We start from the raw sequence: 20,846 nt of genomic DNA on the forward strand, positions 1-20,846 counted from the left end.
CATTTGCAGATTGTCAATTATGTTTTCAAATTTTAAAACACATCTGGTAAATCAGAAATTTCTAATATGAGATCATCATGTTTATTTTCATCACTGGCATATGCACTGCATAAAAGCCTTTCAGTAGTTTCAGAGCCTTTCTTCACTTCAAAATTATAATTAATAATATAGTGACTATGACCTGAGGAATTTCCTATTGGTATATTTACAGTAATTTCCCCCAGGTTCTCTTCTGCTTTTTTATAATAATACTTAACATCCTTTAGTTTCTGAAGCTTATTATCATCATTAATTTTATATATAATAACAGAATTTAATTTAATACTTTTAATATTATTATTGATATCTTTATTTAGAAGTATCTTTAAAGCAGTTTCTTCACCATAGGTTCTTATGTAAGCTCCTGCTTTAACTGAAAATTCTTCTGATATTTCTATAGGATTTTGTTTAATCAAATATCCTTCCTCTAAAGTATTTCCCTCCTGAAAATTATTAGTAAACAAGCCCTGCTTTATCAGGTACTCATCAACTATATTAATAGTTATGGGTTTAAATGGAATTTCTCTGTTTATATTTTCAATATCTTTGTACTTTAATATACTATCATTTACTAGTTCATAACTTCCAAGCTTTACTCCTTTTAAGGATATTTCTGCTTTCACTGCTTCTGCTTCATAACATTTACTTTCATTATTATATACATAAACAAAATCAGAAAGACCTATTTCTGCTCTAATGCCTTGCGAAGCTGTCAATCCCTGTGGAAGATTCACATCTATAAAAGGTGCCTTTATTATAAATTCCGATCTAACTTCCTCTGCAATTCTCAATAAGACATTTTGAAAAAAAACTGCATCGGCATTTTGACAGTCAATATATTCTCCTCTGGATATATCCGCCATACTGCTATAAATGTCTCTCTGAGAGCTTTTACCCAATGGAATGAAGTATGGCTTTATTACTGTATTCTGTCCTTTAACAGCTTCAGACATCTGCAGAGAATACAACTCACTTAAAGGCTTCTCCTCCTCATTAGACTTAGTTTCTAATGAATAGGCAACCTTCCCCCCTGAATCTGATTCATTATCAATACTTTTATATAAGTTCTCCGGATTTTCTTTTTCATGAGAATAGTAATCTATTTTTCCTCCTCCTATGACCACAATAAATTTTTCCATGTCATTTTTTTTCTCTAAAAGCCATAGAGCCTTTCTAATTCCATCACCGGTATTGGCCCCCTCCTTTAAAGACAAGGAATTTATTATATTGTTTAGCTTGTCTTTCTCTGAGCTTCTAATAAGATATTCACCACTATGGGCTTTATGAGCCGTTCCACCTTTATTGAAACTTACTATTCCTACCTTTATATTATTATTTCCCTTAAGCTGTTCTATAAATTTATTAGCAGACTCCTTAACCAGGGTAATTTTTTCATCCTGCACAGATGAAATTTTATTCCCGAGAAGGTCTTCCTCCATACTTGTTGAAGTATCTAATACCAATACAACTTCTTTCCCTTTAGCAGCAGTGCCCGCCGGAACCTTCATAGGAGTTATTTTATATTCCATTTGAAATTCCTTATTTATATCTGTTCTGCCCTCTTCTCTTCCAGCTATACTCCTTTGCAGATTAAACTGTAAGTTAAGCTTGGATACATTTACAGTTATGTCAGGAAATATTTTCTTTATAACAGTAGAATCAAGGTTTCTATAGCTTATATTCCATGAATCACCTTTAAAGAGGTAAGCTCCGCTCTTTTCAGCCTTGAAGCTTAAAGAGATATCAAAAGAATCTGCTTCATATCGATTTTCCGTAATATTAAGCTTGTATTTTATATCCGGTAATTTTAAAGAATATTCCCTATCCTTTATCTGAACATTATTAACTGGACCGGTGTAACTTATCCCCTCAGGAAGATTAAAATTTATCTTTACCTCCTCCACGGCATAATCCGCTTTAATTTCATCGGCGATATCTTCATATATTTTATTAATCTCATCTCCATCCATTGCTTCCCTGTATAACCCTCCCGAAGCTCCGGCTAAAGTATTTAATTTGTTTGAATTAATTCCGTCGCTGAAGCCTATGAGATAATTTTTCGTATTTTTTTCTTTAACTAATCCGGACATAATAAGTCCGTATTCCATTCCCCTGCTATAATTATTACTTGAATTAACTAAATAATCACTGCCAGAATTACTTTTATTTATTTTTCTATAATATCCCCATTTAAAAAACTCTGTCCATTCATAACTATAGAAGGTAGGTTCTCCATCGGTCATTACCACTAAATATTTTTTCGCATTGCTGCCGTTATCAAGAACTCCCAGTGCCAGCCTAAGCCCGTCTCCCATATTTGTTCCGCCTTCTGCTTTAAGAGCATTTACTGAACTAATTAAAGTCTCGGCATCAGCGGAATAGGTAAGGTCTTTAATCAGCTTTCCTCTGGAACTATAGCTAACTATGGATATCTTCGTTTTTCCTTGGTTTTTAAATTTACTTATAAAATTTACACCAGCTGTTTTTAAAGCCGAAAGCCTAGTTTTCCCATCCTTTAATTTGTCATTCATACTTCCTGATGTGTCTATTACTAAAACTATTTCTTTGTCCTTCTGAGGACTTATCAGCTCCATAGGTATTGGCTGGGGCTGAAAGTGGTAGGTTATTTTGAATTCTTCATTTATCCCTGAATTTATCACGGTTTTATCTGCAGTAACTTTAATATCCGGTATACTGCTGCTTGATCTGGCAATTCTTGAGAAAGGTATAAAAGCCATGATAAATAATATTGATAAAAATACACTGAAACCCTTATTAAATTTTCTTTTCATTTCCATCGTCTTCTATCCTTTCTTCTAAGGCTTATTTCTTAAATACACATCATTTTTAATGGTGTATATCTGATCATTCCTTTTAAATATTATACTGACACTGAGAGCACTGCTGTTTTTTATAGTTGTTTCTTTATATAAAGGTTCCACTTCAATGCTATTAACACTGCCTCCCAGTGTCTTTTTTTCATCATTAAGTATGTTTTTTATTTCAAGCCTTCCGTCCTTTAACTCCAAAATGTTTTCCTTATCTTCTCCGTCTATAAAGGTTATGAAGCCTAACTCTACAGACTCACTGCTGTCTATCCTACTTCTCCCTTGATTATCCATAATTCCCTCTATAGATTTAACCTCCATAAGCTTTTCACAGATTACAGAATTCAGCTGCTCTGCTTCATAGTGAAGCTGAGACTTATCTGCAGTAACATTTAAGGATTTATAATTACCCATAAAAAAAGGTAATATCACTGATGAAATTAAAGCCATAATCCCTAAAGCTATGATAAGCTCTAATAAGGTAAAGCCTCTTTTCTTTTGAGAGATAAACTTCACTGCCTCCACCTCATTTAACGATTTTAAAGTTTTCCATGTGTATACAGCTGTTTCTTATAGTATTACCATCCTGTCATCGCTTTTTATGTTATAGTTTATCTCCACCTGCTGATAATCCTCAGGTGCAGCTTCTTTAAATATACTTTCCATCCTGTTTAAGTTTAGAGCTATTAATTCCTTCAAATAAGCTGAATCATAGTCAATTGTCTTTTTTCCGTTATCCATAAGTATCACGCTTCCACCGGCAATTATGCTTCCGGTAAAGTTTATATTTCCATTTAAATATACATCTCCATGGGTTATTATTAGCCCCTTTCCCATACCCTCTTTTAGGACTATATTTTCTCCTTTAGAAGATACTGCTCCCTGGGCTGTGATCACTATGGGTTCTCTGTCCCTCTTCAAATACAGTACCTCGGTAAAATCAGTTGAATGAACTATGCTTTTAATAGGCTCTGTAAGTTTATTAAAATCTATTTCTTCTTCTAAATCATCAATTTCTTTAAGAGCCTTATAATGCTTTTCAGCCTTGTCTATTACTGAATATTCATCTATTATATAATTTTCCTCAATAACTATCTGACTTCCATCTTCTTTTTCCGTTATTACGCTCCCTACACTTATAGTATTTTCAGGAAGACTTATTCCTTTAAGCTTCAAGTTATGGTTATCCTTTTGAGAATAAAGCTTAAAATATCTGCTCTTATCTTTAAAATTTAATTCTCTTCCATCCTTAAATTTAGTTGCCAGCTGAAGTGGATTTTTATACTCTAATACTATATTTTCTTCATTGAGCTTATTATCAGGATCATTATTTATAAGAGAGGAATAAGCCCTATAATTCCCTTTAACCGCTACTGATTCTCCTGTTTGATATTCATCCTTGGTTTTAATATATGCTGTTCCCATAATTACAGCTTCTTCTTTAATTACAATCCCGGATCCTTCCCCTATATCCTCAGAATTTACTATGATTGAACTGGAATTTTTCCATTTATCATTTTCAGAGTTTAATTCTCTTACATCATTAAACCCATAAAAACCTTTATTGATGATAATATGAGATCTCAGTCCATTAAGTACCAGATCATTATTAGCAAATACTTTTCCGTTAACTTTTATATAAGAATCAGAAGCGTTTTTTCTTATAGATAAGCTATCTGTATACAAGCTGCTCATTGGATTATTTAGTATTAATGAACTTCCTTTAGAAGCGATTACTGTATCTTCCTCTGTAGCAGCACTGCCATTTATAATAAGCTCAGTATTTTCCCCGGTGAGTATTATGCCTTTTTCATCTTTTTCCTTTACCTTTCCCTTTACATGGATATCCCCTTTTATTTCTCCCCTGCCTTCAGCCTGCAGGTTTCCTCCTATTACCATGGACTTGCTCCATATGCTTCTAAGAGGCACATTTACCACCGTATTTTCAACATAATATGGACTTCTGTACTCCGGAGTTTCAATTTTAAAGTCAGCTTTTACTATTCTCTTTTCTCCATAATCTGAAGAGCTCTTAGGAATAAAACTTGATAGAAGCGATAGTGCTAATACACCTTTATCATTAAAAACTAAATCCTCTTTCTGGCTCTTAATTACAACCTCTTTAGAGCCTTCTGTATCTTTAATCAATATTTCTCCATCATGATCATCAATTTTACTAATAATAGAAGCCTTAACCTTTTCTCTATAAGCAGCTTTAAAAACGGTGTTTTGAATTCTTTTAATCTCATCTTCCTCTATAGATTTTTTTGATAAAGCTGATATATATTCCTCTACAGCAGTATTTGCTTCTTCAATGGAGGATTCTATAATTTTACCTATAATTCCCTTAGCTTCTTCTAACCCTGACTCAGAAGCATATAAGTATTTTACTTTTATGCTTTGAGCTACCCTGGCTTTATAGTCTGCTGCAGTTAAGGATATCATAACAGTGCCTAAAGTTATAAGCACCCCCAGGGTAACAAGAACTGATATTAAGGAATTTCCTTTCTTAGCCTTTATATTCATATCATCCCATCCTATTTTTCTACGGATTTATAGCTGACTATCTCATATTCCCTGCCTCTATTATCAAAGACCTTTATCCATATTTTATATACTCTGCTAATGCTCCTGCTGCCCCCATCTTCTGAGTATAAATTATAATATGAACGGACCTTTCCTCCGTTATTTTCAAATCTTATTTCAGCCTTACTTTTACTATCTTTATAAGCAAATATGCTGAATTCCATAGAGGTATCATTAACTATATCAATACAAAAGACACCTCGGGTATTTTCATCAAAAACAATCTTTATGTTCCCTTGTGTCTCCTGATTTTTTCTTATGCTTCTTTGGTTTATTATAAGCTCATCTTTTTTATTATTTATCTTTAAAGTTTTATCATTAATCCCTTGAGGTATTTTATTTATTATCAAGTAATCTCCCTCAGCTCCGTTTTTTCCTCCTTCAATAATGGCTTCCCCATCAAAGACGGGGAAATTTTGCTTTTGATTCTCTTTAAATTTATATAATTCCAAAGGCTCTATACTACCTTCAATTTTATAGCCCTTTTTCACTCCTTGAAGGCTGAAAGCTCCTTCAATATCACGATTTGCCTCCACCTTTAAATCCAATTTAGAAGACAGAATTCCCCCATGGCATAGCTCTTCTTCTTTTAAAGCTTTAATTTTTTCTGTTATCTGTTGAGCAGTAAGCATTTCTTCCTGTCTGTATTCCCCTTCCTTATTTATAGAAAGAGCCTTCATAACCAGAACAGAAACAGGTCCGGCGGCAGCTGCAAAAATAGCCAGACTTATAAGGACTTCTAAAAGAGAGGCTCCTTTTTTAACCTTATTCCTTTTTTCCATCCTCATACCTCCTTAATTTCTTTTTACATCAACATTCCCTCCCTGGGCGTTGACGGTTATTCTTGGCCTTGCAGCTTCATCTCCCTCTATATTAAAGAGAATATTTTTATCAGTGTTATTAATTATTTTTATGTTTACAGAAGATACGTCTTCTTCTCCCTTTCTTTTAGATGAATATGCCTTAAGCACTATATCTGAGCCAGAAGGTAAAAAATCTGTTCCCTCTCCTTCATAATTTAAAGGATAGCTTTCTGCTGCAGTTTTATATTTATAAAAATATCTTCCTTCTTTGGCGGTAAATACTATCTCCACCTCTTCTTTATTTTTATTATCTGCATATATATAGGTCTTTTTATCCCTATCCTTAGCCTTTCCTAATATGAAACTTGGCAGATCTGAATTCACCCCTCTTACAGACATTATAAAATCATAACTATAAGCTTCAGATTTAGATGAATCCTCTATACTGAGGCCTTTTTTTTCCTGAGTCTCTCCACCTTTAAAGGGGTTTTCTTTTCCCTGAGAGTCAGTGCCTTCCCATTTAAGATATTCCCCATCCTCATCAGTAATTTTAGGTACTGCAAACACCTCTAAAACCGCTGTACCTGTTATTTCATCCTTTGTATTTTGAGTTAGTGAAACACTGGATACGGCAATTTTTTTATCATGAGTCTCAAAACTTCGTAGCAGATTGATGAAATTGCTGTATTGTGCTTTAAAATTCAAATTTATCTTCATACTCTGAACCTTAGCAGTTTTTTTCTCTTTCTCCGGTGCTGAAGAATAAACTGCTGCCTGCTTTTTATCCTTATTAACTATTCCGTTATATTCTTTAACTATATCTGTCAAGGGACTGAAATTAACATTTTCCGCATCCTTATTCTTTTTGTCATTAAGGGTTTCCGCAGTTATCTCCGAAAAGCTCATATTACCATCCACCCTTGAAGCCTTAAGAAGCTTATCCAATTCTACTATAAGCTTTTGCTGCTCTATGGACGGATATAAATTTCCGGTTTTGCTTATTATCTTTTCATTAATAATTTTTATATCCTTTTCTTTTTTATCCTCTGAAGAAATATAAATTTTCATATTGTCAAGCTTTGCAGTAAGCAGTGTCTTTTCTTCTTTAAGCTTATTTACAGCGGTTCTCTGAGGATGAAATATATATTTATAATACCCTGCCCCAACCATTAAAATCCCAAAAATCATTAAGAGCAATTTTTCTCTTTTACTTAACTTCATAAAAATCAACATCCTTTAATGTACATTTCATGATAAAGCTATATGGTGTCTGCAAGCTCCCTTCGCTGTTTAAATTAATACTGCTTATATGAGATTCCTCAATAAATTGCAAAGCTTTGATATTATTCTGAAATTCACCTAGGCTTCCCCTGTCTTTAGCAGTTCCATTAATATTTATGGCATTTTCATCTATAGTCATACTCTTAAAGAAAACTTCTCCTGGAACTGCCGAAGATATATTCTTCATAATACCACTTCTTATTATTTCCTTGGAATTAAGTCCTTTACAAATAACATCAACTTCACTGTTATACTTATTTAAAAGCTCATATCTTTTAAATAGTATTTTGCTTTTATCATAATTCTCCATAAACTGAGAAGTATTTAATTCATCATTAATGCTTGTAACTTTGGCTTTAAGTGTATAAATGCTGATACTATTCCACAGAAGGCTGGATATAATTAATAAAAAAACAAATAATGCCATTATGAAAATTAATTTTTTTTCGCTTTTTTCTTCTTTTTCAACCCCTATATATGGCTGAAAAAAATTAAAATCTCTCATAATACCACCTTCCTAAAGCCTTATAACAGCTCCTATAGCATTTAAATAGATGTCTAATTCATCCTTTGGACAGTTTTTGGAAAGCATCACATTCTCCAATTGATTAACTTTGTTAACGGAGATATTAAGCTCTGACTCTAAAAATTCTGCTAATCCCCTTATCCTTGAACCTCCGCCATGGAGATAAATCTTATCAATTTTATTTCCTACTTTTTTATTTCTATAAAACTGAAAAATCCTTTGAAGTTCTTCTAAAACATCTCTTTTAAAGCTATCTAAATATTTTTCAATTATCTTTTTATTCTCTGTGATTTCTTCATCCTCATTATTCACAGCTATTTTACAAGCTTCAGCCCTTTTAAGGTCTATCTTTAATTCCTTTGATATTTCTTTATCTATAGCGTTCCCGCCATATTTTATAATTCTAGTAAAATCTATTCCTTGATTTATGTATATATTAACCTCTATAGTATCTGCACCTATATCTACTATGGCGGTAGATTTTTCATCTTCATTTTCACCGCTCTCAGTATTGATCATATTCCTCAGCATTACCTTTTTCACTGCATTAAAATTAATATCAAGGCTTTTTGGCTTAAGTCCACTGCTTAAGGTAAAGTCATAATACTGCCTTGCCAGCCTCTTTGGATAGGTAACCACCAAAACCCTTAACTTATCTATATCTTCCCCTTTAATTTCCTCTAAAACATCATATTGCACTATATAATCATTCAAATTAATAGGGAGATACTGCTGTATCTCATAATTAATGAGAGTGTCCAGTTCATCCTCTTCTGCCTTAGGTACTATTATTTCCCTGTTAATAATCACTGTGCTATTACTGGTAACAGCTGTCTCCTTCACCTTTATTCCCTCATTAATAAGCTCCTTTTGAAGAAGATGAGACAACCGTATCTTATCTGATATATCCCCATCATTAAGGGCATTATTAGGAGTTTTAATCTTAACAAGCTTGTCCAAAACTACTTTTCCTGAAGCTTCTCTGACCACTGCAATTTTTATATATCTGCTTCCTAAATCTATAGAAACGCAGCTCTTAGAAAATATTATTTTATTTAACCCTTTATTACTCCCCCGGCTTTTTTTAATCCTCAGAAGGGAGGATACATCGGTATTTAAAATCTTTTTTACCTTTTCCTGAATTGAAACGCTGCCCCTCATGAAATCACCGCCTTTTATAGATATAGTTTTACGCTGTTGTTCTGAATATAAGCAGACTCACATAGATATTTTACAAAGGATAATATGGGTAAATTCTCCACCTTAATGGGTGGAGAATTTGATTTTTTGTTTAGGAACCTTAAGCTGGTGTGTCTGAGGCAGTTACTACACTTACACTGCCTGAAGTATCTATTTTTACTTTATATACTTTAGCTTCCTTGCCATCTGTGCTTTTCCCCTGAGGTTTTTTTACTTCTTGTAAAGCTTTTTTTGCAGGTTCTATCTCAGCTACATCAAATTTAGTAAAAGCGCCATTGTCAATACTTTTTCCGTCAGTAAAGCTAATATATTTTTCTTCAGTTGTTTCTATAGTTCCATCAGCAACCAGCATTAATACTGTTCTTTCTATTGTTGCACAGCTTTGTTCATCGGCTTTATTTTTTGCATTATCCCTTACTGCTGCAAAGTTAGGTATTGCAATAGCGCCTATAATTGCCATTACCGCTAATACTATTATAAGTTCCACAAGAGTAAAGCCTTTTTTCTTTTGAGTATTGTTTAATTTTTGAATCATAAAGATTCCTCCTTCTGAGATTTTAAATATATTAAAATGCACATTTACATAGTATTGTACATTCCAAACATAGGTTGAATTATAGAGATGATCATAAGGCCAAGAATTATACCCATAACAGCTATCATGAGAGGTTCTAAAAGGGTGGTAAAGTTTTGAATTTCCGAGTCAAGCTCTTCATCGTAAAAGTCTGCAGTTTTATTCAAAATATCATCTAAGGCTCCGGACTCCTCTCCTATACTTACCATGGAGGAAAGCATAGGGGGGAAAATATCCGTTTCTCTTAAGGGTTTAGACAGACCTTCTCCTTTAATGAGCTCTTCTTTTACCTTTAAAAGCTTTTCTTCCGCTGCTTTATTTCCCACTACTTCAGATACTATTTGAAGTCCAGAAACCACAGAGATTCCGCTGGCAATCACCGTAGCAAGGGTTCTTGTAAACCTGGAAACTATTATTTTTTCGTTTAACTTTTTTATTATAGGAAGTTTAAGCTTTAAAGAGTCCAGCAAAAATCTTCCCTTATCGGTTTTAACATAATTCTTTATACCAAAGGCAGCTGCCAGAATAAAAATCAAAATAAACCACCAGTACTGTTTTAAACCTCTGCTTAGGCTTAAGACTATTTCAGTGGATAAAGGAAGCTCTACACCGCTGCTTTCAAACATAGAAACGAAGACAGGCATTACAAAGGCTAGAATAAAGCTCACCACTGCTATTGCCACAACCCCTAAAATCACAGGATAAATCATGGCATTTTTAATTTTATTGTTTATCTTATTTTCTTTTTCATAGTGCACTGACATTCTATTCATTATTACATCCATGGTACCGCTGATTTCTCCGGCTTCAATTAAGCTGATTAATAAATCCGGAAAATCTCCCTTTTGGCTTTTCATTGCCTGGGATAGGGTTTCTCCCTTTCTAAGTTCCTCTTCTATTTTGATCAGGGATCCTCTAAGCCTTGGATTTGTATGCTGCTCAGATAATATGTGAATGGAACTAGTTATAGAGGCACCTGCATCCAGCATGGTATAAAACTGCCTGCATAATACCGCTATATCCTTAGTTGTTATCTTTTTTAAGCTTTTTACACTTATGCTGAATCCCTTTTTAACTTCTTCTACCATGAGGGGATAATAGTTGTTACTGCTTATCATTTCTATTACTTCCTCTTTAGAATTGGCGGCATAAGTGCTCTCAAGCCTTTCACCCCTGCTGTTCATAGCTTTGTATCTGTAGCTTTGCATGTTTACCCCCCTCCTCTATTGAAAAGAAAATCTTATATTAATAAGCTCATCTATGGTGGTTTCCCCCTGAATCACCTTTTCTTTGCAGTTTTCAGCCAAGGTTGACATACCATGCTCTATGGATAAATCCTTTAATGCTCCGCTGCTGTTAGTAGACAAAATGAGTTCCTTGTGTTCCCTTGTTATTTCCATGATTTCATATATTCCGGTCCTGCCATAGTAACCTGTATTTCCGCAGTAGGCACACCCTCTGCCTCTATACAAGGTCATGCTTTCATCTATCCCTAATATGCTTTTTTCATACTTACCTGCTTCATATTCTTCTCTGCATTTGGGGCATATCTTTTTCACCAGCCTCTGAGCTATAACACCGCTGACAGCCGTAGATACCAAATAGGGTTCAATACCCATATCCACCAGCCTTAAAATAGAGGATGGAGCATCATTTGTATGAAGAGTGGATAGCACCAAGTGTCCGGTAATAGCTGCCCTTACAGCAATCTGGGCTGTTTCTCCATCTCTTATTTCACCAATCATAACTATATCCGGATCCTGTCTTAATATTGACCTCAGCCCTGTAGAAAAGGTAAGTCCTGATTTTACATTAACATTTACTTGATTAATCCCTTCCAGCAGGTATTCTACAGGATCTTCAATAGTGATTATATTTTTATCTCCTTTATTTATCTCATTTAAAACCGTATATAAAGTGGTAGATTTACCGCTCCCTGTAGGTCCGGTTACCAGCACTATGCCATGAGGGCTTTTAATTATACTATTGAGCTTCAAAAGTTCTTCTTCTGTCATTCCAAGCTGTGCTTTTCCTATATTGTAGTTGTCCCTGCTCAGTATCCTTATAACAACTTTTTCTCCTGTTACCGTTGGAAGTATGGATATTCTTAAATCCACCTCTTTATTACCTATTTTGGTTATAATCCTTCCGTCTTGGGGAAGTCTTTTTTCTGCAATATTAAGATCTGCAAGTATTTTTATTCTTGTTATTAACGCAGGAAGGGTATCTATATTTAAAGTTGAAATACCGTGAAGCTGCCCGTCTATTCTGTATCTGATTCTGATAACCTTTTCATAAGGTTCTATATGTATGTCACTGGCTCTGGACTCCACCGCATCCTTAATAAGATAATCTATCATTTTTACTACTGGAGCATTTTTTATATCGTCAAATTCCTCTTCATTTATTTCTGCTGCTTTTGCTTCCAGATGCTTTTCCTTGGACAGCTCTTCAGCCGCTTTCAATACCTGTTCTCCGGAATAGAATCTTTCTATGTAAAGCTTTATTTCATGCCTGGAGCATATACAGGATTCAATTTCAAAGCCAGAAGCTATAGAAACATCATCCACTGCAAAGATATTTAGAGGATCCCACATAGCTACCATTATTTTATTCTCATTATATCCAAAGGGAAAAAGTTCATGTTTTTCGCAAAGGCTTTCAGGTATAATCTTTAAGACCTTCTTATCTATTTCTACATCATTTAAGCTAACTTTTTTTATGCCGGTTTGCTTTTCTAATACTTCTATAATTTCTTCCTGAGTGACCAAAGCTTCCTCTATAAGAACTTCTCCTAATTTTTTACCTAATATTTTTTGTCTTCGTAAAGCATTCTGCAGTTCAGCCACGGTGATTTTTCCCTCTTCAACCAGCATATCTCCTAATCTTCTTTTTACAACTCCTATCATGGCTTACCCCTTCTGATATAATCTCCATATTATAAGTTAATAAATTCTATTTCATCAATTTAACTCAATATTTTCTAGTTTATTCTATTTAATTATATAAATAAACTTTTAATATTACAACAAAAAAAGATTCATTATATTACCATCTACTCGACATTATTCTTAGATTTTTTTATAAAATTTAAAATAATAAAAAATACCATAATAGAAAGTCTTTTCCCCATAAAATGCATAAAAAAGCAGATAATAAAAGATATGGTCCAAAGGCTATGGGATCTTTCTTATCTCTTATTTTTAAAAGTAGGAGTATAACCGCAATTCCACCGCCTATTACAAAGCTTAAGGCTATCATGAGGAGAGAAAGGGGAAAACCTAAAAACAGACCGGCATAAGCAGCAATTTCTATATCTCCTGTACCCATTCCTTTTGTTACATAAACAATTATAGAAATTATCAGAGCTGCAGATAAAGCTCCAAAAAAATAATTTGTAACATTTTGGCTGTAAATAATTTTTTCTAAAATAATTATTGCTATTCCTGCTGTAAAAGCTGCTATTGTAGTAGATTGGTATATGAGCTGATACTTATAATCAATAGCAGCAATAACCACTGCTAAAGCAGTAAATATCAAATATTTAAAAAGATAAAAACTGAATCCAAATTTTATGTATAAAACTGCAAATATCAATCCTGTAATAATTTCTGCCAATGGGTATTCTACTGATATTTTAGTTTTGCAGTATCGACATCTTCCTCCAAGATAAATATAACTTAATAGAGGAACAAGATCCCAAGGCTTAAGATGAGCACTGCAGCTTGTGCAGTGAGAAGGCGGATAAGCAATAGATTCTTCTAAAGGAATCCGCGATATACATACGTTAAGAAAACTTCCTATAAATAACCCCAAAATAAATATTATTATTACCATATTAATCCCTCCAATTATATATTTACCATTATTTTCTTATTTAAACAACTATTAGCACTTTTAGCTTGTACTTTTATATAATACTTTATAAAAATACAATATGGAATGTTTTTCTTCATAAAAAAAATGGTGAAAGGTAATTTGTCAGGTGCCTGGCACCTGACAAAAAAAATAAAGCCAGATGCCGCGCATCTGACTTTATCATATTAATTCTAGTACATTCCATCCATTCCCATGCCTGCTCCTCCTGGCATTGGTGCTGGATTCTTTTCTGGGATATCAACCACTGCTGCTTCTGTAGTTAAGAAAGTTGAAGCAACAGAAGCTGCATTTTGAAGTGCAGATCTAGTAACCTTTGTTGGGTCTACTATACCTGTTTTTATCATATTTACATATTTATCGTTACGAGCGTCATATCCTATTCCTACTTCGCTCTGCTTAATTTTTTCTATTACTACTGAGCCTTCAACTCCTGCATTTACTGCAATTTGTCTCATTGGCTCTTCTAATGATTTAACTATGATATTAATACCAACTTGAGTATCAGCATCCTCAGAAGTAACTGAAGCTACTTCCTTTATAGCGTTAATATAAGCTGTTCCGCCTCCAGGTACTATACCCTCTTCAACAGCTGCTTTTGTAGCTGCTAAAGCATCTTCTATTCTAAGCTTTCTTTCTTTAAGTTCTGTTTCAGTTGCAGCTCCAACTTTAATTACAGCTACTCCGCCAGCAAGCTTAGCAAGTCTTTCCTGAAGCTTTTCTCTGTCAAACTCAGAAGTTGTTTCTTCAATTTGTGATTTTAACATAGCTACTCTGTTATGGATTTCTGTTTTATCACCTTTTCCATTAACAATTGTAGGGTTTTCCTTTGTAATCTTGATGCTTTCAGCCTGACCTAACATATCTATAGTAGTTTCTTTAAGATCATGGCCTAGCTCTTCTGATATAACTTGACCTCCGGTTAAAATAGCTATATCCTGAAGCATATCCTTTCTTCTGTCTCCAAAGCCTGGTGCTTTTACTGCTACACAGGTGAAGGTTCCTCTCAGCTTATTAACCACTAAGGTAGCTAATGCTTCCCCTTCAATATCTTCAGCTATTAATAAAAGCTTTTTACCGGATTGTACGATCTGCTCTAATACAGGAAGTATTTCCTGAATGTTTGAAATCTTTTTGTCAGTTATAAGTATATAAGCATTGTCCAAAGCAGCTTCCATTTTTTCAGTATCAGTTACCATGTATGGTGATACATATCCTCTGTCAAACTGCATACCTTCAACTACATCTAACTCAGTTCCCATGGATTTTGATTCTTCAACGGTTATAACACCTTCGTTACCAACCTTTTCCATAGCATCAGCTATAAGCTTTCCTATTTCTTCATCTGAAGCAGAAACAGCTGCTACTCTTGCTATGTCTTCTTTTCCTTCTACTTGTCTTGAAATATTTTTTATTGCTTCAACAGCTTTATCAACAGCAAGTTTTATACCAGTTCTAACCTGCATTGGGTATGCTCCTGCAGTTACATTTTTAAGACCTTCTCTTATTATTGCCTGTGCTAATAATGTAGCTGTTGTAGTTCCATCTCCTGCTACATCATTAGTCTTTGTTGCAACTTCCTTAACCAGCTGTGCACCCATATTTTCAAATTGATCTTCTAATTCTATTTCTCTTGCAATGGAAACACCATCATTTGTAATTAAAGGTGATCCGAATTTTTTGTCAAGTACAACATTTCTTCCCTTAGGTCCTAAAGTTACTTTAACAACGTCTGCAAGTTGGTCTACCCCACTCTGCATAGCTCTTCTTGCTTCTTCACTGAATTTAATCAACTTAGCCATTTTATTTCCCTCCTGATTAGATATAAATTATATTACTCTACTACTGCTAATATATCTTCCTGCTTCAGGATAATAAATTCATCATTACCCATTTTAACTTCTGTGCCTGCATATTTTGAAAACAATACCTTGTCTCCAACTTTAACTTCCATTCTGATTTCTTTTCCTTCTGAATAGCCGCCAGGTCCTACAGCTACAACTTCTGCTTCCTGTGGTCTTTCCTTTGCGGAACCGGTAAGCACTATACCGCTTTTTGTCTTTTCTTCTGCTTCTAATCTTTTAATAACGACTCTGTCACCAAGTGGTCTAATATTCATTTAAACCCCTCCTTAATTTATTTAAATATTTATAATAAATCAGTTCTTGTTAGCACTCAATAACATTGAGTGCTAATACAATTATTATGATAATAAAACCTATATTATATTTCAAATCAAACAGTAATTCTAAATACGGATTAAAATGGTATTATAGCTAAATACATCAATTTATTTAATTCTTACTCACTTTTCCTTTAATTTTCACCCAGCTTCTATGTAATCGGTTAAATATAGCAAAAAAATCACCTTTGCTATATAATTACTAATGTAAATATTACCTTTCAATTATGCCCTAATGAGGAGGAGTTTATTAATGAATAATATCAATCCCATGGGTAAAAGGAATAAAATAAATCCAAAGCTCTTTACTTCTATTTTGCTGGGTATTTTATTAAGTCTTTTTACTTTAACCTTTACTATAAAATTTACTTTAAATTTCACTCCCTTATACTCCTGGGAAGTAACTAATTTAAATTTAGACAAGAATCTTTCTATGGATAAAAACACTTTAGTAAAAAACTATAAGGCTGTTACCAGCTATATTGAAAATCCGAGGATTAATAAGCTGATTATACCTGATTTTAAAATGTCTAAGGAAGGAGAGATACATTTTAAGGAGGTTAAAGAAATCTTTAATCTCGTAGATATGTTATTTTATACAAGCCTCCTGCTGTTTTTTTTAATTTATATATATGCTAAGAAAAAGAATAAATTAAGCTCAGGCTTTTTAAATATAGCTTCCTGGCTTTTAATCCTTCTTCCTGCAGGACTTTTTATACCATTTATAATTAATTTTAATAAATCCTTTGTTATCTTTCATAAACTTTTCTTTAGTAATGATTACTGGATTTTTGACCCGGATCTGGATCCTATAATAAATGCACTTCCGGAAGAGTACTTTTTCCATAGTGCCTCTTTAATACTTATTCTTCTTGTTGTATTTTTTATTACCTTTAAAACATCTTATATAATGTTTAACAAAAAGAACAGATAAGAGGGGAGTGCTCCCCTCTTAAATCATCTCTATATAGAATTTTATATGTAAAGATGCATCATGCGGGAATTTTATATTTCATCTTTATTCATTGCTATTTTCAGATAAAGCATGGTTAATCTTTTTTCCGTATATTATCCCTATAAGGAATAAAACGCTCATGATTACAGCAATTATAATAAGCAGAGTTATGTTATCCTTGGAAAATTTTTCACCGAAATATACCGATACAAATAATGCTGGAATCCTTCCTGCCACAGAATATAAAGTAAAATCCTTAAAGGTTATTTCCGATATACCTGAAATGTATGCCAATATATCCTTTGGCACTCCCGGAATTAAATAAAGGAGAAAAACTATAGCATTAACATTTTTCTTTTGATTTTTTTTGCTTCCTATCTTATCAAGCTTTTCTAAAATCCAGATGTTATTGCGGGATAATATCCTATGAACAAAAGGTTTTCCAAATTTATGAGCAATCCAATATGCTATAGAGCTGCCTATTATTATACCTATAAGGGAAAGTATCCCTCCCATAAAGTAACCATAAATATATCCTCCTGCTATTTGAAAAATTTCTCCCGGGATGAAGAAAAAAACTATTTGAATCACCTGAAGTAATATATAAACTAAAAATCCATAATGTCCGTAATTTAAAATAAAAGACTTTATCTGCGATGGATTTTTAAATATTCCGTATCTTCTGTACAGATGCAGATATATTAGAGAAATTAATATTGCTGCTGATATCCCTAATACCAGTTGAATCTTTTTTTTCCTCGTCCATTTTTCCATAATTAATTCTCCTAGATATAAAGTGATTATTCATTATTATAACACTTTGCAGACAAATAAAAACATGCAGTACTGAACTGCATGTGAATATTAATTAAAATTTTTCTTAATATTTTCCTTATAGGAAAAGTAAGCTCATTATCTATCTAAGTTTATTTCGTGGAAATCTGCAAGTTTTTCATTAGCTAAAACAGATTTTCTGGTGGCTGCAGCATTATTTTTAGCAAAAACAGCTTTTGATTTATATGCAGGTGCAATTACAGCAGCGCCGTTTATGCAGCCTCCTTCGCACATCATACCTTCTATGAAATTTCCATCTAGCTTTCCAACCTTAGCCATAGTCATTGCTTTTTTAATTTCTGCAGCACCACTGGCTTTAACAGGCTTAAATTCTACCTGAATATTTTTTTCTTTAACATAGTTGCCTATAGCTGCGGTTAATCCTCCGCCTGCACCAAAGCCTCTGCCAAATACAGAAGCATCATTAACCTCTATATTTTCGCATTCAGCAGGGTCTACATTAAACGCATCCATTAAAGCTATAATCTCTTCAAAAGTGAGAACATAATCTACAGCATCCTTTAAGTTTTCCTTCACCGCTTCATTCTTTTTAGCAGTACATGGTCCTACAAAAACCACTTTAGCTTCAGGATCTAAGGATTTAATATATCTTCCTGTAGCTATCATAGGTGAAACCGCTCCTGATATTCTTTCCACCTGATCAGGATATTTTTTCTCAATATAGCTTAAAAATCCGGGACAACAGGAGTTAGTCATATACTTATCTCCCTTTTCCATCCTCTCAACAAATTCTTCTGCTTCATGAGCGGTAACAGCATCTGCACCACAGGCAGCTTCAAACATATCTGTAAATCCAATCTTCTTAAAGGCATCCTTTATCTGTCCATAGGTTATTTTCATTCCGAACTGTCCAGCAATAGCCGGTGCTACCACAGCGTACATCTTTTTATGTCTGGCGAGTCTTTTAGCCACCGGAACTATTAAGCTCTTATCAGAAATAGCTCCAAAAGGACATGCAGACATGCAGGCTCCGCAGTTTACGCACTGTTCTTCATTAATCTGAGCCCTTCTATCCTCATCATTTACTGTAAGGGCTCCTGTAGGACAGGATACTTTACAAGGCCTCATGATTTCTGATATAGCATTATATGGACAAACTTTTTTACACATTCCGCATTCTTTGCAGAGCTCCTGATTAATATAAGCTCTCCCATTAACTCGTGTAATAGCTTTTGCAGGACATACTTCCATGCATTTATGAGCAAGACATCCTCTGCAGGCTTCTGTAACGCTGTATTTATCAATAGGACATCTATCACAGGCCGCTTCTATAACATAAACTATTTGTTCATCCGGTCTTATATCTATATACTGCTCATTTAGCTTGTCTCCATCTGGAAGAAAACTAGCAGCAAGTTTTACCCTTTCCTGAACTATAGCTCTTTCCTTATACACACAGCATCTATACTGGGCTTTATCTCCCGGAATAATTTCATAGGGGATTTTTTCCAGTTCCTCTCTGGTAATCCTGTCTTCTTTTGCAAGTACAGCTACGTGTTTTAATACTTCATGCTTTAATTTTTTTAATTGGGTTTCGAATTGAATCATACATTAAACACTCTCCCATTTAATATAATATACCCACAATGTTAACTACGGATTAATTATAACACATTATGTTAATTCAATAACAAAATCTAAATAATTGAAATTTTCAGTTTATAAAGCTTTACATTATCATTTATAAAGGCTTTAACTTAATTTACCAGACACAGTATTAAAATTTTTCTATGAAAATTAGTAAAAATATATAACATTTTCTTTTTTAAAAATATAATTCTAATTAAATTTTAGTCAATGATACAAAAAAACCCTCTTAAAATTCCAGAGGGTTTGAAGTTTCACTTAAATTGTTTACCAAAGGTTCATCATCTATATTAATATTATTTTCTCTTGCATAATAAAATAAATACTGCTGTGCAAATCCTGACAGTTCACCAAATTTGTTTCTGCCGAATATTCTTATTTTAGGCAGTGATACGTCCGGGGCCAGATAAAAAAACTGCATTGCTCGTTTTACCCATACATCCACAGGAAAAGATGAATATTTTTTCATAGAGAAAAGAGCTATACAATCTGCAACCTTAGGTCCTATACCAGAAAAATTCTGAAGGGCTGTATGACACTCTTCGTCATTTAATTCCTTTATCCTGTTTAAATCATATTTAAGCACTTCTTCTAAGGCTTCAGGGTCCATTATAAAATGGGATTTTTCCTGCTCCATATCTTTTATTATATCTTCTGCATTACTGATCTTTTCTACGGTATCTTTAAGGTACTTACTTCTGAAAGATGCTCCGCAGGCTTCATAATCCGTAACCTCTAATCCTCGCAGCTCTTCTATTTCAGGGAAGGCATAATAAGTTTCTCCTTTGTATTCTATAGGCTTTCCATAAGTCCTGCTTAAATTTTTTATAGTTCTCATTATTATAGGAATACTGTTTCTTGCTGAAATTATGAAGGACAAGGTTATTTCAAAGGGATCCTGCTGAAGTATTCTAATTCCATGTCCATAGGCCACAGCTTCTTTCAAAAGCGGATCCTTGCTAAGTTCTTCCTTAATACTGCTGTAGTCTCTGTTTAAATCAAAATAGTTTATCCAAAGAGAATTAAAATCCTCCATATTGGTATTATATATTATAATATCTTCATCTTTCTTTTCCAGCTCAATAACCCTTCCATAAACAGTGCCTATGTAATTTCCGTTTTTCTGCTTTTCCCATCTGAAGCACTGTCCGCAATCAAAGGTATGGTTTAATTCAAAATTTTTTACTTCTTTGAGTATTACTCCTCCTTCAAAGCTTTCTGCCGCTTTAAAATCCATTATATCACCTATCTTCTTTATTAATTTTTGTATTCTTACTTAAGATTTTTAATCTTAAAGAGTGTTTTTATTCATTTTGTTTAAATCCTAAGGGTTATTCTTAAGATTGCTGTATTAACTTTAAGTATATCACTTATAAAAAATTATGACTTCTTAAGATTTCCGAATTTATTAATAAATATATTCTATTAATATTGATTATAATGAAATAAATCATACTAAGCAACATATAAAAACATATAAAATATAGCTTGTCAGTTTTGTCAGGTGCCAGGCACCTGACAAAACTGACAAGCACCTGACAAAAAAGCCAGGTG

At 33.5% G+C, this 20,846-nt stretch carries 17 protein-coding genes; 1 reads left to right on the forward strand and 16 read right to left on the reverse strand.

The features are described 5' to 3' along the window. Positions 1 to 32 precede the first annotated feature (32 nt). The 13 genes from TA89_RS08295 to groES all read right to left on the reverse strand — a co-directional run bounded on the left by TA89_RS08295 (position 33) and on the right by groES (position 15,832). Positions 33 to 2,831: a vWA domain-containing protein gene (locus TA89_RS08295; RefSeq protein WP_187119281.1), complete on the reverse strand. Its 2,799-nt coding sequence runs from the start codon at positions 2,829 to 2,831 to the stop codon at positions 33 to 35. A 24-nt stretch (positions 2,832 to 2,855) separates the two neighbouring features. After that, entirely contained in the window at positions 2,856 to 3,383 is a 528-nt protein-coding gene (locus TA89_RS08300) for a type II secretion system protein (protein ID WP_052447377.1), read from the reverse strand. Between the two features lie 54 nt (positions 3,384 to 3,437). Further along, positions 3,438 to 5,393, reverse strand: coding sequence for a hypothetical protein (locus TA89_RS08305; protein ID WP_040212457.1), 1,956 nt, complete (start codon positions 5,391 to 5,393; stop codon positions 3,438 to 3,440). 11 nt (positions 5,394 to 5,404) lie between these two features. Next, positions 5,405 to 6,235, reverse strand: coding sequence for a type IV pilus modification PilV family protein (locus TA89_RS08310; protein WP_040212459.1), 831 nt, complete (start codon positions 6,233 to 6,235; stop codon positions 5,405 to 5,407). Positions 6,236 to 6,247: 12 nt separating this feature from the next. Beyond that, complete coding sequence (locus TA89_RS08315; RefSeq protein WP_040212460.1) at positions 6,248 to 7,477, reverse strand: hypothetical protein; 1,230 nt, start codon at positions 7,475 to 7,477, stop codon at positions 6,248 to 6,250. Further along, a complete protein-coding gene (locus TA89_RS08320; RefSeq protein ID WP_040212464.1) occupies positions 7,464 to 8,042 on the reverse strand; it encodes a PilN domain-containing protein in 579 nt (192 codons plus the stop codon). Before TA89_RS08320 ends, TA89_RS08315 begins: the two co-directional genes overlap by 14 nt. A 12-nt stretch (positions 8,043 to 8,054) precedes the next feature. After that, on the reverse strand, positions 8,055 to 9,224 hold the full coding sequence (gene pilM / locus TA89_RS08325; RefSeq protein ID WP_040212465.1) for a type IV pilus assembly protein PilM: 1,170 nt from the start codon (positions 9,222 to 9,224) through the stop codon (positions 8,055 to 8,057). 139 nt (positions 9,225 to 9,363) lie between these two features. Further along, positions 9,364 to 9,798, reverse strand: a complete 435-nt coding sequence (locus TA89_RS08330; RefSeq protein ID WP_040212468.1) for a type II secretion system protein — start codon at positions 9,796 to 9,798, stop codon at positions 9,364 to 9,366. Between the two features lie 44 nt (positions 9,799 to 9,842). Further along, entirely contained in the window at positions 9,843 to 11,045 is a 1,203-nt protein-coding gene (locus TA89_RS08335) for a type II secretion system F family protein (RefSeq protein WP_040212470.1), read from the reverse strand. A 15-nt stretch (positions 11,046 to 11,060) separates the two neighbouring features. Beyond that, positions 11,061 to 12,746, reverse strand: coding sequence for a GspE/PulE family protein (locus tag TA89_RS08340; RefSeq protein WP_040212473.1), 1,686 nt, complete (start codon positions 12,744 to 12,746; stop codon positions 11,061 to 11,063). Positions 12,747 to 12,927: 181 nt separating this feature from the next. After that, positions 12,928 to 13,674 carry a prepilin peptidase gene (locus tag TA89_RS08345; protein ID WP_040212476.1) on the reverse strand — a complete coding sequence of 249 codons (747 nt, stop codon included), beginning with the start codon at positions 13,672 to 13,674 and terminating at the stop codon, positions 12,928 to 12,930. A gap of 212 nt (positions 13,675 to 13,886) precedes the next feature. After that, positions 13,887 to 15,515, reverse strand: coding sequence for a chaperonin GroEL (gene groL / locus TA89_RS08350; RefSeq protein ID WP_040212478.1), 1,629 nt, complete (start codon positions 15,513 to 15,515; stop codon positions 13,887 to 13,889). Positions 15,516 to 15,547: 32 nt separating this feature from the next. After that, positions 15,548 to 15,832: a co-chaperone GroES gene (gene groES / locus TA89_RS08355; protein ID WP_040212479.1), complete on the reverse strand. Its 285-nt coding sequence runs from the start codon at positions 15,830 to 15,832 to the stop codon at positions 15,548 to 15,550. Positions 15,833 to 16,148: 316 nt separating this feature from the next. On the opposite strand from groES, the gene TA89_RS08360 reads away from it, so the two are divergent. After that, entirely contained in the window at positions 16,149 to 16,829 is a 681-nt protein-coding gene (locus tag TA89_RS08360) for a TIGR01906 family membrane protein (RefSeq protein WP_052447378.1), read from the forward strand. Between the two features lie 84 nt (positions 16,830 to 16,913). On the opposite strand, the gene TA89_RS08365 is transcribed toward TA89_RS08360, so the two are convergent. From TA89_RS08365 to TA89_RS08375, 3 genes are all read right to left on the reverse strand, one after another. Beyond that, the gene (locus TA89_RS08365; protein ID WP_040212480.1) at positions 16,914 to 17,624 is read right to left on the reverse strand and encodes a TVP38/TMEM64 family protein; all 711 of its coding nucleotides are present in this window, start codon (positions 17,622 to 17,624) and stop codon (positions 16,914 to 16,916) included. Between the two features lie 138 nt (positions 17,625 to 17,762). Next, a complete protein-coding gene (locus TA89_RS08370) occupies positions 17,763 to 19,253 on the reverse strand; it encodes a 4Fe-4S dicluster domain-containing protein (protein ID WP_040212481.1) in 1,491 nt (496 codons plus the stop codon). A gap of 268 nt (positions 19,254 to 19,521) precedes the next feature. After that, positions 19,522 to 20,529 (reverse strand): DNA-3-methyladenine glycosylase family protein, encoded by a 1,008-nt coding sequence (locus tag TA89_RS08375; RefSeq protein WP_052447379.1) that lies wholly within the window; start codon positions 20,527 to 20,529, stop codon positions 19,522 to 19,524. Between the last annotated feature and the right edge of the window lie 317 nt (positions 20,530 to 20,846).

The sequence above is a fragment of the Clostridium polynesiense genome (assembly GCF_000820705.1).
Lineage (GTDB): Bacteria > Bacillota > Clostridia > Clostridiales > Clostridiaceae > Clostridium_AA > Clostridium_AA polynesiense.

Bases quoted from the DNA above. Each gene is read 5' to 3' on its own strand.
- TA89_RS08295 (WP_187119281.1), bottom strand. From the start codon at position 2,831: ATGAAAAGAAAATTTAATAAGGGTTTCAGTGTATTTTTATCAATATTA.
- TA89_RS08305 (WP_040212457.1), bottom strand. From the start codon at position 5,393: ATGAATATAAAGGCTAAGAAAGGAAATTCCTTAATATCAGTTCTTGTT.
- TA89_RS08310 (WP_040212459.1), bottom strand. From the start codon at position 6,235: ATGGAAAAAAGGAATAAGGTTAAAAAAGGAGCCTCTCTTTTAGAAGTC.
- TA89_RS08315 (WP_040212460.1), bottom strand. From the start codon at position 7,477: ATGAAGTTAAGTAAAAGAGAAAAATTGCTCTTAATGATTTTTGGGATT.
- TA89_RS08320 (WP_040212464.1), bottom strand. From the start codon at position 8,042: ATGAGAGATTTTAATTTTTTTCAGCCATATATAGGGGTTGAAAAAGAA.
- pilM (WP_040212465.1), bottom strand. From the start codon at position 9,224: ATGAGGGGCAGCGTTTCAATTCAGGAAAAGGTAAAAAAGATTTTAAAT.
- TA89_RS08330 (WP_040212468.1), bottom strand. From the start codon at position 9,798: ATGATTCAAAAATTAAACAATACTCAAAAGAAAAAAGGCTTTACTCTT.
- TA89_RS08335 (WP_040212470.1), bottom strand. From the start codon at position 11,045: ATGCAAAGCTACAGATACAAAGCTATGAACAGCAGGGGTGAAAGGCTT.
- TA89_RS08340 (WP_040212473.1), bottom strand. From the start codon at position 12,746: ATGATAGGAGTTGTAAAAAGAAGATTAGGAGATATGCTGGTTGAAGAG.
- TA89_RS08345 (WP_040212476.1), bottom strand. From the start codon at position 13,674: ATGGTAATAATAATATTTATTTTGGGGTTATTTATAGGAAGTTTTCTT.
- groL (WP_040212478.1), bottom strand. From the start codon at position 15,515: ATGGCTAAGTTGATTAAATTCAGTGAAGAAGCAAGAAGAGCTATGCAG.
- groES (WP_040212479.1), bottom strand. From the start codon at position 15,832: ATGAATATTAGACCACTTGGTGACAGAGTCGTTATTAAAAGATTAGAA.
- TA89_RS08360 (WP_052447378.1), top strand. From the start codon at position 16,149: ATGAATAATATCAATCCCATGGGTAAAAGGAATAAAATAAATCCAAAG.
- TA89_RS08365 (WP_040212480.1), bottom strand. From the start codon at position 17,624: ATGGAAAAATGGACGAGGAAAAAAAAGATTCAACTGGTATTAGGGATA.
- TA89_RS08370 (WP_040212481.1), bottom strand. From the start codon at position 19,253: ATGATTCAATTCGAAACCCAATTAAAAAAATTAAAGCATGAAGTATTA.
- TA89_RS08375 (WP_052447379.1), bottom strand. From the start codon at position 20,529: ATGGATTTTAAAGCGGCAGAAAGCTTTGAAGGAGGAGTAATACTCAAA.